The 13,404-nt window shown below is 72.5% G+C and carries 14 protein-coding genes; 9 read left to right on the top strand and 5 right to left on the bottom strand.

Annotation, left to right across the window (positions count from 1 at the left end; translation table 11 throughout):
* Window positions 1-3: 3 nt before the first annotated feature.
* Together arr and ACZ6AA_RS09560 are read left to right on the top strand one after the other, a co-directional pair.
* Complete coding sequence (gene arr, locus ACZ6AA_RS09565) at window positions 4-417, top strand: NAD(+)--rifampin ADP-ribosyltransferase (RefSeq protein ID WP_468482176.1); 414 nt, start codon at window positions 4-6, stop codon at window positions 415-417.
* 43 nt (window positions 418-460) lie between these two features.
* Window positions 461-973, top strand: a complete 513-nt coding sequence (locus ACZ6AA_RS09560) for a PH domain-containing protein (RefSeq protein WP_471457211.1) — start codon at window positions 461-463, stop codon at window positions 971-973.
* Here ACZ6AA_RS09560 and paaK read toward each other — a convergent pair.
* A complete protein-coding gene (gene paaK, locus ACZ6AA_RS09555; RefSeq protein ID WP_471457209.1) occupies window positions 942-2,237 on the bottom strand; it encodes a phenylacetate--CoA ligase PaaK in 1,296 nt (431 codons plus the stop codon). The genes ACZ6AA_RS09560 and paaK overlap by 32 nt on opposite strands.
* A gap of 241 nt (window positions 2,238-2,478) precedes the next feature.
* The gene (locus ACZ6AA_RS09550) at window positions 2,479-3,528 is read right to left on the bottom strand and encodes a glycoside hydrolase family 5 protein (RefSeq protein ID WP_471457207.1); all 1,050 of its coding nucleotides are present in this window, start codon (window positions 3,526-3,528) and stop codon (window positions 2,479-2,481) included.
* Window positions 3,529-3,746: 218 nt separating this feature from the next.
* On the opposite strand from ACZ6AA_RS09550, the gene ACZ6AA_RS09545 reads away from it, so the two are divergent.
* Window positions 3,747-4,394: a chorismate mutase gene (locus ACZ6AA_RS09545; RefSeq protein WP_471457205.1), complete on the top strand. Its 648-nt coding sequence runs from the start codon at window positions 3,747-3,749 to the stop codon at window positions 4,392-4,394.
* 59 nt (window positions 4,395-4,453) lie between these two features.
* Here the strand turns inward: ACZ6AA_RS09545 and ACZ6AA_RS09540 are convergent, their stop codons facing one another.
* On the bottom strand, window positions 4,454-6,067 hold the full coding sequence (locus ACZ6AA_RS09540) for an acyl-CoA synthetase (RefSeq protein WP_471457203.1): 1,614 nt from the start codon (window positions 6,065-6,067) through the stop codon (window positions 4,454-4,456).
* A gap of 166 nt (window positions 6,068-6,233) precedes the next feature.
* Here ACZ6AA_RS09540 and ACZ6AA_RS09535 point away from each other — a divergent pair, with 166 nt between their 5' ends.
* From ACZ6AA_RS09535 to ACZ6AA_RS09515, 5 genes are all read left to right on the top strand, one after another.
* A complete protein-coding gene (locus ACZ6AA_RS09535; protein ID WP_471457202.1) occupies window positions 6,234-7,034 on the top strand; it encodes a crotonase/enoyl-CoA hydratase family protein in 801 nt (266 codons plus the stop codon).
* 17 nt (window positions 7,035-7,051) lie between these two features.
* Window positions 7,052-7,999 (top strand): Zn-ribbon domain-containing OB-fold protein, encoded by a 948-nt coding sequence (locus ACZ6AA_RS09530; protein WP_471457200.1) that lies wholly within the window; start codon window positions 7,052-7,054, stop codon window positions 7,997-7,999.
* On the top strand, window positions 8,000-9,067 hold the full coding sequence (locus ACZ6AA_RS09525) for a thiolase domain-containing protein (protein ID WP_471457198.1): 1,068 nt from the start codon (window positions 8,000-8,002) through the stop codon (window positions 9,065-9,067).
* Window positions 9,064-10,242: a thiolase domain-containing protein gene (locus tag ACZ6AA_RS09520; protein ID WP_468458123.1), complete on the top strand. Its 1,179-nt coding sequence runs from the start codon at window positions 9,064-9,066 to the stop codon at window positions 10,240-10,242. The genes ACZ6AA_RS09525 and ACZ6AA_RS09520 overlap by 4 nt, the downstream gene beginning before the upstream one ends.
* 117 nt (window positions 10,243-10,359) lie before the next feature.
* The gene (locus ACZ6AA_RS09515; RefSeq protein ID WP_030357441.1) at window positions 10,360-10,605 is read left to right on the top strand and encodes a DUF397 domain-containing protein; all 246 of its coding nucleotides are present in this window, start codon (window positions 10,360-10,362) and stop codon (window positions 10,603-10,605) included.
* Window positions 10,606-10,731: 126 nt separating this feature from the next.
* On the opposite strand, the gene ACZ6AA_RS09510 is transcribed toward ACZ6AA_RS09515, so the two are convergent.
* Window positions 10,732-12,312, bottom strand: a complete 1,581-nt coding sequence (locus tag ACZ6AA_RS09510) for an amidohydrolase (protein ID WP_468482072.1) — start codon at window positions 12,310-12,312, stop codon at window positions 10,732-10,734.
* Window positions 12,313-12,430: 118 nt separating this feature from the next.
* On the opposite strand from ACZ6AA_RS09510, the gene ACZ6AA_RS09505 reads away from it, so the two are divergent.
* Window positions 12,431-13,060, top strand: a complete 630-nt coding sequence (locus ACZ6AA_RS09505) for a hypothetical protein (RefSeq protein WP_468458119.1) — start codon at window positions 12,431-12,433, stop codon at window positions 13,058-13,060.
* Between the two features lie 108 nt (window positions 13,061-13,168).
* Here the strand turns inward: ACZ6AA_RS09505 and ACZ6AA_RS09500 are convergent, their stop codons facing one another.
* Entirely contained in the window at window positions 13,169-13,378 is a 210-nt protein-coding gene (locus tag ACZ6AA_RS09500; RefSeq protein ID WP_468482074.1) for an MbtH family protein, read from the bottom strand.
* Window positions 13,379-13,404: the final 26 nt, after the last annotated feature.

Here is a 13,404-nt window from a genome sequence, read left to right as displayed (position 1 = left end):
CCGATCCGCTGGGGCAGCGAGGATCCCGGACCCTTCTTCCACGGCACGAAGGCCGACGCGGCCGTCGGGTCGCTCCTCGGGCCGGGCCACGGCTCCAACTACGGCAAGGGCGACCGGGCGAACTTCGTCTACCTGACCGCCACGCTGGACGCCGCCGTCTGGGGGGCCGAGCTGGCCGCCGGCGCGGAGCGCGAGCGGATCTACCTCGTCGAGCCCACCGGCCCCTTCGAGGACGACCCGAACCTCACGGACAAGAAGTTCCCCGGCAACCCGACCCGCTCCTACCGCACCCGCGAGGCCCTGCGCGTCGTCGCGGAGGTCCGGGACTGGCAGGGCCACCCGCCCGAGACCCTCCAGCACATGCGGGACCACCTCGCGGCCCTCAAGGCCCAGGGCGTCGAGGCGATCAACGACTGACCGGGCGGCCGAGGGACGCGTACCGGCGAATTACCATGAACCGGTGGAAACAGTTCGAATAGCGCTCGCTCGGCACCGGCGCCGCTCCCTGCACCTCGGCCTTGCGGTGCTCACGCTCACGCTGGGGCTCTTCGCTCTGTTCGTGCTCCCCGGCGCCTACGCGCACTCGACGAGCAGTGGCCGCACGGCCACCGCGGTGCTCGCCGGGATCTGGCTGCCGACCGCCTTCTACGCGCTGAACCGCGCCCGCGGCACGACCACGCTCACCCCCGAGGGGATGCGGCTCAGGACGGCGGTGAGCCGACGCCTGATCCCGTGGCACACGGTCACCCGCATCGAGGCGCAGCGACGCACCGGCCGCGGCGGTCTCTGCTGGTACGTCGCCCGCGCGCACCTGGTCCGCGGCCGCCCCGTCGTCCTGCCCGGCGTGCTGTCCGAGCACCAGCAGGACGAGGTGTTCCGGGCCGTCCTGGAGACGCTCGACCAGTACAGGGAACGCGCCCGCCCCTCGGCACGGGCCCCGCTCACTTCCCCCGCAGATCCACGATCCGCTTGAACTTCCCCACCGAACGCTCGATGGTCTCGGGGTCCACGACCTCGACGGCGACCGAGACACCGATGCCTTCCTTGACCGCCGCCGAGATCTCCCGCGCCGCCGTGACGCGCCGCCCGGGCGGGGTGTCCGCGCGGGCCTCCACCCAGACCGTGAGGGCGTCCATGCGGCCCTCCTTCGTCAGCCGCAGCTGGAAGTGCGGGGCGAGCCCGGGGGTGCGCAGGACGATCTCCTCGATCTGGGTCGGGAAGAGGTTCACTCCGCGCAGGATCACCATGTCGTCGCTGCGCCCGGTGACCTTCTCCATGCGCCGGAACACCCGGGCGGTGCCGGGGAGCAGCCGCGTCAGGTCCCGGGTGCGGTACCGGATGACGGGCAGCGCCTCCTTGGTGAGGGAGGTGAAGACCAGCTCGCCGTGCTCGCCGTCGGGCAGCACCTCGCCGGTGATCGGGTCGACGACCTCCGGGTAGAAGTGGTCCTCCCAGATGTGCAGGCCGTCCTTGGTCTCCACGCACTCCTGGGCGACGCCGGGCCCGATCACCTCCGAGAGCCCGTATATGTCGACGGCGTCGATCGCGAACCGCTCCTCGATCTCGCGCCGCATCTCCTCCGTCCACGGCTCGGCGCCGAAGATGCCGACCTGGAGCGAGGTGGTGCGCGGGTCGATGCCCTGGCGCTCGAACTCGTCGAGGAGCGTGAGCATGTACGACGGCGTCACCATGATGATCTCGGGCCGGAAGTCGAGGATGAGCTGCACCTGGCGCGCGGTCATGCCGCCGGAGGCGGGGATCACCGTGCAGCCGAGCCGCTCCGCGCCGTAGTGCGCGCCGAGCCCGCCGGTGAAGAGGCCGTACCCGTACGCCACATGAACCTTCTGTCCCGGCCGCCCGCCCGCGGCGCGGATGGACCGGGCCACGACGTCCGCCCACATGCTCAGGTCCTGCTCGGTGTAGCCGACGACCGTGGGGCGCCCGGTGGTGCCGCTCGACGCGTGCAGCCGCCGCAGCTCGGACTGCTCGACCGCGAGCATCCCGAAGGGGTAGTTCGCGCGCAGGTCCGCCTTCGTGGTGAACGGGAACCGGGCGAGGTCCGCGAGCGAGTGGCAGTCGTCCGGGCCGAGCCCCGCCGCGTCGAACGCCGCCCGGTAGAAGGGCACGTTCTCGTAGGCGTGCAGCAGCGTGTCCTGGAGCCGGTCCAGCTGCAGGGCCTCCAGCTCCGCGCGGGCGAGCCGCTCCCCCGCGTCCAGCAGTGCCGGTGTGCGCGCCATCTGGAGTACCCCCGTCCCATGCCGGGCGACCGGCCCTTGGCCGATCTTGTGTCGGGGTCAGTTATTCAAGGTTTCATGGCTTCTGGCAAGGGTTTCGTACGAGGTGGCATGGGCGGTGTCGCGGCGGGCGGGTGGTTCCCGGGACAGGGGTGGTGTTCCGGTTCCCGGGGCGATGAATCGTGCGGGTGGTGCCGGGGACCGGCGCCGGTCGGCGGACGTTCCGCGCCGGTCCCCGCCGGGCTCAGAAGTCGTCCGCGGTGCGCATCCGCTCGCGTATCCACGCCCCGGCCGGCTTCAGCGGCGCCGTGCCGGTCCAGGGGCCGCCCTTGTCGCAGGTGCCGGTCTTGAAGACGGCGCCGGAGCGGTTGTCGTCGGAGAAGTTCCAGTTGACCCAGCTGATCTTCTTGGCGGCCATCAGGTCCAGGTACTTCTGCGACATGGCGAAGTCGTTGGCGTCCTCGCCCGCGTAGTTCTGGGTGCCGAACTCCGTGACGAAGACGGGGAGCTTGGCGGCGGCGCGGGAGAGGGTGTTCAGGTACTCGTCGCGGTGCGAGGCGGCGTAGAAGTGGAAGGTGTACATGATGTTGGCGGCGTTCACCGGGTTGTTGACCACCTCGGACTCGTTCGCGCCCTCCGAGACGCCGAACGACGACCAGGCGCGGGTGCCGACGAGCACCGGGGCGTTGGAGTCGATGTTCCTGATCACCGGGATGATCTGCTCGGCGTAGGACTTGATGCGTGACCAGCTCACGCCGCTGGGTTCGTTGGCGATCTCGTACAGGACGTTGCTCTTGCCCTGGTGCCGCTTGGCGATCTCGGTGAAGAACGTCTTGGCCCGGGAGAGGTTGGCGTTCGGGTCGCCGGGGCTGAGCATGTGCCAGTCGACGATCACGTACATGCCGCGCGCGGAGGCCTGCTCGATGAGGGAGTGCGCGAGGTCGGTGTACTTGCGCGGGTCGGTTTCGTACCCGCCTTCCTGTACGTACGTGGAGACGCGCAGGACATCGGCGTTCCAGTCGCCGGACAGGGCGTCGAGGGAGCCTTTGGTCAGACAGTGCGCGTACCACTGGGTGCCGTGGCTGCTCATGCCGCGCAGCTGGATGGCCTTGCCGTTCTGGTTGCAGAGCTTGGTGCCGCACACGGTGAGCTGGCCGTTCGCGGCGACCGGGGTCGGCGCGGCGGCGCGCGGGGCGGTGGGGCCCGACGCGGTCGCGACAGCCGGTGGGGCGGCGGAGGCGAGGCCCGCGACGAGTGCTGCGGCGAGAGTGGCGGCCAGACGGGCTGGTCTCATGGGGGACTCCAAGCCGTTGAAGGTTAGGAACCTTTCCTAACCAAGAAATAGCAAAGGGCGAGTCCGCATCACAAGGTGCATGACAAGAGATACTTCAGCGGGCTGTCTGGCGGGCCAGCCCGCTGAACCGGAATGCCGGTCGTACGATGGCCGCGTCGTCGCGGGCGCCGTTCCGGTGCCCGCTCGCCCAACGGCCGCCGTCAGCAAGGGGACTTCCCGTGCGCGTTGCCTCATCCGTCGGACGTCTGCTCGCTGCCGGGGGCATCGCCGCGGCGCTGCTCGTAGGCGGGGGGACCGCGGTCGCCTCGCCCGGCGTGCCTGCGGGGTTGGGCGTGTGGAGTGCTGTCTCCGTGGACCGCCCGGCGCGGGGCGCCGCCGACGATCCGTACGCGCGACTGCACGCGCTCTCCGGCCTCTCCGCGCAGCGCCTCGCCACCGCCGACCTCGTCGCCGCGGCCAAGTACGGCACGGGCAGCCCCATCGACGACCCCGCGCGTGAGCGGCAGGTCCTGGACGCCGTGGCGCGGCAGGCCGAGCGGATCGGCGCGGACCCCGAGGTGACCGTGCGGATCTTCCGGGACCAGATCGAGGCCAACAAGGTCGTGCAGCGCGCCCTGCACCGGCGGTGGGACGCGGATCCCGCGTCGGCCCCGACCGAGCGCCCTGACCTGGCGAAGGTGCGCGAGGAGATCAACCGCGTCAACGGCGAACTGGTCCACGCCATCGCCGCGTCGGAGCCCGCCCGCACCGCCCCGTACTGCCGCGGCCTGCTCACCGCGGCCACCGCTCAGGTATGGCACGAGCGGCGCCTCGACGCGCTGCACGCGGTGGCGCTGGTGCGGGCTTCGCGGTCGGTGTGCGGCTGAGGGGGCGGGGTGTACGGGGGTGGGGCGTACGGGGCCGGGTGGCCGACCGGTCCTGAGGGCTATGCCCCGGCCGCCACCGTCCGCGCCCAGCGGTAGTCCGCCTTCCCGCTCGGCGAGCGCTGGATGTGGTCGGTGAAGACCACCGCGCGCGGGATCTTGTACCCGGCAAGGTGCGTGCGGCAGTGGGTCTGGAGGGCGGGGAGGTCCAACTGGTCGGCGCCATCGCGGAGTTGGACGACCGCGGCGACCCGGTTGCCCCAGCGCTCGTCCGGCACCCCGGCGACCAGCGCGTCATAGACGTCCGGGTGGGACTTGAGGGCCTGCTCGACCTCCTCCGGGTATACCTTCTCGCCCCCGGTGTTGATGCACTGCGAGCCGCGGCCGAGCACCGTCACGATGCCGTCCGCGTCGACCGTCGCCATGTCGCCGAGCAGCACCCAGCGTTCGTCGCCGCGCCGGAAGAAGGTCTCGGCGGTCTTGCGGGCGTCGTTGTAGTAGCCGAGCGGTACGTGGCCGCGCTGGGCGATGCGGCCCGGCTCGCCGGGGGCCACCGGGGCGTAGGTCGCCGGATCCACGACCTGCGTGCGGGAGTTGACGCGGAGCCGGAAGCCCTTCTCGGGGCCCGAGTCGTCCGTGGCGGTGCCGTTGAAGCCGGACTCGGACGAGCCGAAGTTGTTGAGGAGCATCACGTTCGGGGCGAGCGCGGCGAACTGGGCGCGGACCGTCTCCGACATGATCGCGCCGGACGAGGAGACACTGAAGAGGGCGGAGAGGTCGGTGCCCCGCAGCGGGCCGTTCAGCGCGTCGACGAGGGGCCGCAGCATGGCGTCGCCCACGAGGGACACGCTGGTGACCTTCTCCTTCGCGATGGTGCGCAAGACCTCTTCGGGCGCGAACTTGCGGTGGATGACCAGGCGCTGGCCGAAGTTGAAGCAGATGAAGGCGGTGAGCGTGGACGTGCCGTGCATCAGGGGCGGGGTGGGGAAGAAGGTGATGCCGTCGCCCCCGGCCGCCACCCGCTCGGCGACCTCCTGCGGGCTCGTCACCGGCTCGCCGGTGGGGGCGCCGCCGCCGAGACCGGAGAAGAACAGGTCCTCCTGGCGCCACATCACGCCCTTGGGCATGCCCGTGGTGCCCCCGGTGTAGATGATGAACAGGTCGTCCGCCGAGCGCTCGGGGAACCCGCGCTCGGGTGACCCGGACGCCTCCGCCTCCGCGAACGCCACCGCGTCCGGGCCCGGCGTGCCGGGGGGCGCCTCGCCGACCCGGATCAGATGCCGCAGCTTCTCCGCGCGCGGCAGCGCGGCGGCCACCCGCTCGCCGAACTCCGCGTCGAAGACCAGCGCGGCCAGGTCGGCGTCCCGGTACAGATAGGCCAACTCCTCCTCCACGTACCGGTAGTTGACGTTCACCGGCACGATCCGCGCCTTGAGGCAGGCAAGGACGGTCTGGAGGTACTCGACGCCGTTGTAGAGATGCAGGCCCAAGTGCTCGCCGGGCTTCACGCCGTGGTCCATCAGGTGGTGAGCGATGCGGTTGGCGGCCGCGTCCAGCTCGGCGTAGGTGAGTCCGTGCTCCGTGCCCGTGCCGGGGTGGTCGATGTACAGCAGCGCCGCGCGGTCCGGCACCACGTCCACGACCGACTCGAACAGGTCGGCAAGGTTGTACTCCACCGCTCCTCCTGACCCCGGCGCCATCTCGTGTGGCGGTCATGACAGCAGAGGCGCGCACAAGTGGGAAGGGTCCGCGGAGAAGAAAACTGACTACCTGTCAGAAAACTCTTGAACTGGCACCTCCCCTCCTGCAACCTGTTCCAGGTCTGACGACGGGAGGACGGCTATGGGTGGTACGGAACATCTCTCCGTGCGGCGCGAAGGCGCCACGCTGATACTCACGCTCAACCGGCCGGAGGCCAGGAACGCGCTCTCGCTTCCGATGCTGGTCGGCCTGTACGACGGGTGGGTGGCCGCCGACGAGGACGACGCGGTGCGCTCGGTCGTGCTCACCGGCGAGGGGTCCGCGTTCTGCGCGGGCATGGACCTGAAGGCGCTCGCGGGCGGCCAGATGGCGGGGGAGGAGTACCGGGACCGCCTCAAGGCCGACCCCGACCTGCACTGGAAGGCCATGCTGCGCCACCACCGGCCCCGCAAACCCGTGCTCGCCGCCGTCGAGGGCGCCTGCGTGGCCGGCGGCACCGAGATCCTCCAGGGCACCGACATCCGCGTCGCGGGGGAGTCGGCGACCTTCGGGCTCTTCGAGGTCAAGCGGGGGCTGTTCCCCATCGGCGGCTCCACGGTGCGCCTCCAGCGGCAGATCCCCCGCACCCACGCCCTGGAGATGCTGCTCACCGGCCGCCCCTACACGGCCGCGGAGGCAGCCGCCGTCGGCCTGATCGGCCATGTCGTACCCGACGGCACCGCCCTGGAGCAGGCCCTCGCCATCGCCGAGCGGATCAACGCCTGCGGGCCGCTGGCCGTCGAGGCCGTGAAGGCCTCGGTGTACGAGACCGCCGACATGACGGAGGCCGACGGTCTCGCGGCCGAACTGGAGCGCGGCTGGCCGGTGTTCGACACCGCCGACGCGAAGGAGGGCGCCCGCGCCTTCGCCGAGAAGCGCCCGCCCGTCTACCGCCGCGCCTGACGCGAGGAGCCACCCCCGTGACCGAAGTCCTGCGTGCCCCACTGGTCGTCGAGTTCCCCTTCACCCGCTCCCTCGGCCCCGTCCAGTCGGCCTTCCTCACCGGTCTGCGCGAGCGCACCGTGCTCGGCGTGCGCACCGGCGACGGCCGAGTTCTCGTGCCGCCCATCGAGTACGACCCGGTGACCGCCGAAGACCTGCGCGACCTCGTCGAAGTCGCCGCCACCGGCACCGTCACCACCTGGGCCTGGAACCACGAGCCCCGCCGCGGCCAGCCCCTCGACACCCCCTTCGCCTGGGTCCTCGTACGCCTCGACGGCGCCGACACGGCCCTGCTGCACGCCCTCGACGCCCCGGGCCCCGACGCCGTCCGCACCGGCATGCGCGTCCGCGTCCGCTGGGCCGCCGAACGCACCGGCGCCATCACGGACATCGCCTGCTTCGAGCCGTACGACGGTGTGATGGGCCATCACGTCACCTCGCACGACGGTGAGTTCGCGGGAGGGGCCGTCACCGGCATCGTCGCCCCCGCCCGGCTGGACTACACCTACAGCCCCGGCCGCGCCCAGTCCCAGTACATCCACGCCCTGTCCGGGCGCAGGACCGTCGGCGAGCGCTGCCCGTCCTGCCGCAAGGTGTACGTGCCGCCGCGCGGTGCCTGCCCGACCTGCGGCATCGCCACCGCCGAGCAGGTGGAGGTCGGACCGCGCGGCACCGTCACCACCTTCTGCATCGTCAACATCAAGGCGAAGAACCTCGACATCGAAGTGCCCTACGTCTACGCGCACATCGCCCTCGACGGCGCCGACCTCGCCCTGCACGCCCGGATCGCGGGCATCCCCTACGACCGAGTCCGGATGGGCCTGCGCGTGGAGCCCGTGTGGAGCGAGAGCGGCCGCTACCCCGACCACTACCGGCCCACCGGCGAGCCCGACGCGGACTACGACACGTACAAGGAGCTGGTGTAGATGGCGCCCGCCGCGCACGGGGCACGGGACGTCGCGATCGTCGCCTTCGGGCAGAGCGACCACCGGCGCACCACCGACGAGCTGTCCGAGGTCGAGCTGCTCATGCCCGTCCTGCACGAAGTCCTCGCCGCCACCGGCCTGAAGAGCGGCGACATCGGCTTCACCTGCTCGGGGTCCTGCGACTACCTCGCCGGACGCGCCTTCTCCTTCACCATGGCCCTCGACGGCGTCGGCGCCTGGCCGCCGATCTCCGAGTCGCACGTGGAGATGGACGGCGCCTGGGCGCTGTACGAGGCGTGGGTGAAGCTCCGGACCGGCGAGTGCGACACCGCGCTCGTCTACTCCTACGGCAAGTCGTCGCCCGGATCGGTGCGCGACGTCCTGACCCGCCAGCTCGACCCGTACTACGTGGCGCCGCTGTGGCCGGACGCCGTCGCCCTCGCGGCGCTCCAGGCGCGGGCCCTGATCGACGCGGGCGACACGGACGAACCCGCCCTGGCCGGGGTCGCGACCCGGAGCCGCACCGCCGCGCGCGCCAACCCCCATGCCCAGCTGCGGGGTTCGGTGCCGCACGGCGACTATGTCGTACGTCCCCTGCGCACCGGCGACTGCCCGCCGGTCGGCGACGGCGCCGCCGCCGTCGTCCTCGCCGCGGGGGAGCGGGCCCGTGAGCTGTGCGAGCGGCCCGCCTGGATCCGCGGCATCGACCACCGCATCGAGGCGCACAGCCTCGGCGTGCGCGACCTCACGGACTCGCCGTCCACGCGCCTCGCAGCCGAACGGGCCGGTGCCTTCGAACGGCCCGTCGACACCGCCGAGTTGCACGCGCCGTTCACCTCGCAGGAGGTCGTGCTGCGCAAGGCGCTGCGGCTCGGCGACGAGGTGACGGTCAACCCCTCGGGCGGCGCCCTCGCCGCCAACCCGGTCATGGCCGCAGGGCTCATCCGGCTCGGCGAGGCCGCGGCCCGCGTCCACCGCGGCGCGTCCGAGCGTGCCCTCGCCCACGCCACCTCCGGCCCCTGCCTCCAGCAGAACCTGGTCGCCGTACTGGAAGGAGACCCGCGATGAGCAACGCGCCCGGCAAGGAGCCGGTCGCCGTCGTCGGGATCGGGCAGACCAAGCACGTCGCCGCCCGCCGGGACGTGTCGATCGCGGGCCTGGTTCGCGAGGCGGCGCAACGCGCCCTCCTCGACGCCGAGTTGACATGGGCCGACATCGACGCCGTCGTCATCGGCAAGGCGCCCGACTTCTTCGAGGGCGTGATGATGCCCGAGCTGTACCTCGCCGACGCGCTCGGCGCCGTCGGCAAGCCCATGCTGCGCGTCCACACCGCGGGCTCCGTCGGCGGCTCCACCGCGCTCGTCGCCGCGAACCTCGTCGCGGGCCGCGTCCACGGCACGGTCCTCACCCTGGCCTTCGAAAAGCAGTCGGAATCCAACGCGATGTGGGGACTTTCGCTGCCCGTGCCGTTCCAGCAGCCGCTGCTCGCGGGCGCGGGTGGCTTCTTCGCGCCGCACATCCGCGCCTACATGCGGCGCACCGGCGCCCCCGACACCATCGGCTCGCTCGTCGCGTACAAGGACCGGCGCAACGCCCTCAAGAACCCCTACGCGCACCTGCACGAGCACGACATCACCCTGGAGAAGGTGCAGTCGGCGCCGATGCTCTGGGACCCCGTCCGCTACTCCGAGACCTGCCCCTCGTCCGACGGCGCCTGCGCGATGGTCCTCACCGACCGCGCGGGCGCGGCCCGGGCGCCGCGCCCGCCCGCCTGGATGCACGGCGGCGCGATGCGCAGCGAGCCCACCATGTTCGCGGGCAAGGACTTCGTGTCGCCCCGGGCGGGGAAGGACTGCGCGGCCGACGTCTACCGGCAGGCGGGCATCGCCGACCCGCGCCGTGAGATCGACGCGGTGGAGATGTACGTGCCGTTCTCCTGGTACGAGCCGATGTGGCTGGAGAACCTGGGCTTCGCGGCGGAGGGCGAGGGCTGGAAGCTCACCGAGTCCGGCGTGACGGAACTGGACGGTGACCTTCCGGTGAATATGTCGGGCGGTGTCCTGTCCACCAACCCCATCGGGGCGTCCGGGATGATCCGCTTCGCGGAGGCCGCGCTCCAGGTGCGGGGACAGGCCGGTGAGCACCAAGTGGCCGGTGCGCGCACGGCACTTGGGCACGCCTACGGAGGGGGCTCGCAGTTCTTCGCCATGTGGCTGGTCGGCGCGGAGCCGCCCACGACGTGACGCGCGCTCCCGGCGGGCGTGATTCCGCCCGTTCTCGTGGCCTGTGCCGCGGCCTGTGCTGCGCCGGGGGTGAAAGCTAGGCTGGCGGGCGGACGACGCATCGGGAGGAGCACGGACGTGGCCGACAGCACCATCACCCAGCAGCATCCGCTCGCGGGTTGGGACAAGCCGGACCTCGACCTCAGCAGCGCCGAATGGCGGTCGAGCAGCGAGGGTCGCGGTGACGTGGAGATCGCCTTCGTCGAGGGATTCATCGCGATGCGCAACGGCGGCCGGCCGGAGAGCCCGTCCCTGATCTTCACGCCCGCCGAGTGGGGCGCGTTCGTGCACGGGGCCCGTGAGGGGCGGTTCGACCTGACGTAGGAAGCGCGCCCGGCGCGTGTGCGCCGCGACGGCCCGTGGCCCCGGCCCCCGCAGTGCGGGGGCCGGGGCCACGGTGGCTTCCAAAGGGGCCCGCGGGGAGGCCTTTCGGGAGGCGGGGGGACGTGGTCAGTCGGCGGCGGGCGCGGCCAGGTCGTCCTCGCCCTCGACGAAGGTGCCGAGCACCTCGATGTCCCCGATCCGCCCCGGCTCCACCTCCCTCGGGTCCTCGCCGAGGACCACCAGGTCGGCGCGCTTGCCGGGCGTGATGCTGCCCGCGCTGTCCTCCCAGTGGCAGGCGTACGCGGCGTCGATCGTGTAGGCGCGCAGCGCCGCGTCCACATCGACGGCCTCGTCGGGTCCGATGGCCTGCCCCGACGCGGAGGCCCGCTCGACCATGAACTGGACGGCCCGCAGCGGCGCCCCGTCGGCGACGGGCCGGTCCGAACTGCCCACCAGACGCACCCCGTGGTCGAGGAAGCCCCGGCCCCGGTACATCCACGGCGCCCGTTCCGCGCCCATGATCGTGGCGTAGTCGTCGCCGAAGTACCGCAGGAAGCTGGGCTGGACGACGGCCGTGACGTCGAGCTCGGCGAACCGGCGCAGCTGGTCCGGGCGCACCAGGCCCGCGTGCTCCACGCGGTGGCGGGCGTCGGGGCGTGGCCGGGAGCGCTGGGCCGCCTCCAGGCCGTCGAGGGCGACGTCGACCGCGCGGTCGCCGATCGCGTGCACGGCGAGCTGCCAGCCCGCGCGGTGGCCCGCCACGATGGTGTCCTTGAGCAGGTCGGGGGCCATCTGGAGCTGGCCGTTCGACTCGCTGCCGACATAGGGGTCGGTGAGCGCCGCGGTCCGCGCCATCATGCCGCCGTCGGTGAACACCTTGAGGGCGCCGAGGGAGAGTCCGCCGTCGCCGAAGCCCGTGCGCAGGCCGAGACCGAAGGCGCGGGTCGTGGTGTCCTCGCGCGCCGCCTCGACCGGGCGCAGCGCGTCCGCGGCCACCATCAGCTGTACGCGGACGGGCAACCTGCCCGACTCGTGGGCGAGTTGGTATGCCGCGGCCTCGATGGGGCTGTGCGCGAACAGCTCGCTGCCGATGCCCGCCTCCGCGACCGCCGTCACGCCCTCGGACCGGCACACGCGCGCCGCGTGCTCGATGGCGTCGGTCAGTTCGCCGAGCGCGTGCGGCGGCCGCAGTCGCAGCACGGCGCCCATGTCCTCCTCCGCGAGGAAACCGTCCGAGCCCGCGACATGCGCCGGGAGCAGGTCCAGGATCGCCGTGTTGACCAGGCACGCGTGCCCCGAGATGTGCCCCAGATACACCTTGCGCCCGGCGCTCACGGCGTCGAGTTCCTTGGCGGTCAGGGGCCGGTCCAGTCCGCGCTGGTCGTAGTCGGCCAAGGTCACCCAGCCGTCACCGGGGGCCGCCGCGACGGCGTCGGCCACCACCCTGAGGACGTCGTCGACGCGGCTGCTCGGCGCCACGCTCGGGGCCTTGGCCGCCAGTCCCGCCCAGACGAGATGGACATGGCTGTCGATGAAGCCGGGCAGCACGGTCGCGCCGCCGAGGTCCAGGACGCGGCGGGCCGGGAGGTCCGCCACATCGGAGTCGAGCCCCACGATCCGCCCACGCCAGATGCCGAGTTCGCGGGCGGTGGGACGGTCCGGGTCCATCGTGACGACGCGGGCGTTGGTGATCCTGGTGCAGAGCACGTACAGATCCCTTCGAGGCAGCGGGGTGTCGGGTCCGGTCTTCGTCCGTACGGGATTCCGACGGGCTATTGTTCTATTGTTAGGTGAGGCTAGCCTAAGTTGCTTTGGTGGTGAGTTGGTGGAGGACGAACGGGTGGAGCGGCGCACGGCCGCGGTCAACCGCCTTGAGGCCTGGGCCGATGGTGTGGTCGCGGGCCTCGACGCGCAAGAAGATATCGATCGCTCCTTGCTGCGGGCCCTGCGGGTGGACCCGAGTCTGCGCGAGGAGACCGCGGTGCGCAGGGCCGACGCGTTGCGCGCGGCGGCGCTCGGCCTCGGGCAGGCGGGCTGCGCCGCGGCGGCCGGGGTGACGGAACGGCTGCTGCTCAACTGGCAGGCCCAGGACCCCTCGTTCGCGGAGGCCATGGCGGCGGCGAGCCTCATGGCGGCGGGCGAGCGCGAGCGGGGGCGTCCGATGGCGGTCTCGGCCGGGCCGGGTGCGGCGGCGCTGCGGGTCGTCCTGCGGGCCGTGCGCGACGGGGTCGCCCAGCCCTCGGCCGCGGTGCTCGGCGGCTGGTCGGAGCGGTCCTTCCTGCGGCTGCGCCGACGCAGTCCGGAGGTCGCGGCGCTGCTGGCCGCTGCTCGCCGGGCCCGGGCCCGGGCGCGACGGGCGGAGCGGCGCGGGGGCTCCGGGGGCGGGCGGGGGTACCGCCTTGTGCGGGTCGACGACGGGCCGCTGGTGCATGCGCGGGGCGCGGGGGATGCGTGAGGTGCCGGGGATGCGTGAGGTGCTCGGGGTGCGTGAGGCGCCCGGGGCGCCCGGGGTGCCGCCGTGGGATGGAGCGGCCCGCGTCCTGAGGGCGCGGGCCGCCGTGCGTCAGGCGCGCGTGGCCTCCCGCAGGCTCCTGGGCCGCAGGTCGGTCCAGTTGGCCTCGACGTGGTCCAGGCAGGACTGCCGGTCGGCCGGGCCGTGGGCCACGGTCCAGCCCGCCGGGACCTCGGCGAACTCGGGCCACAGGCTGTGCTGGCCCTCGTCGTTGACGAGCACGGAGAACCGGCCGTCGGCGTCGTCGAAGGGGTTGCTCATCTGCGGTCTCTCCTCGATGTCGGTGG

Source organism: Streptomyces sp. NPDC040610, from assembly GCF_055594065.1.
This window is presented reverse-complemented; position numbering and strand designations above follow the sequence as displayed.

Bases quoted from the DNA above. Each gene is read 5' to 3' on its own strand.
- paaK (WP_471457209.1), bottom strand. From the start codon at position 2,237: ATGGCGCGCACACCGGCACTGCTGGACGCGGGGGAGCGGCTCGCCCGC.
- ACZ6AA_RS09550 (WP_471457207.1), bottom strand. From the start codon at position 3,528: ATGAGACCAGCCCGTCTGGCCGCCACTCTCGCCGCAGCACTCGTCGCG.
- ACZ6AA_RS09535 (WP_471457202.1), top strand. From the start codon at position 6,234: ATGGGTGGTACGGAACATCTCTCCGTGCGGCGCGAAGGCGCCACGCTG.
- ACZ6AA_RS09525 (WP_471457198.1), top strand. From the start codon at position 8,000: ATGGCGCCCGCCGCGCACGGGGCACGGGACGTCGCGATCGTCGCCTTC.
- ACZ6AA_RS09520 (WP_468458123.1), top strand. From the start codon at position 9,064: ATGAGCAACGCGCCCGGCAAGGAGCCGGTCGCCGTCGTCGGGATCGGG.
- ACZ6AA_RS09500 (WP_468482074.1), bottom strand. From the start codon at position 13,378: ATGAGCAACCCCTTCGACGACGCCGACGGCCGGTTCTCCGTGCTCGTC.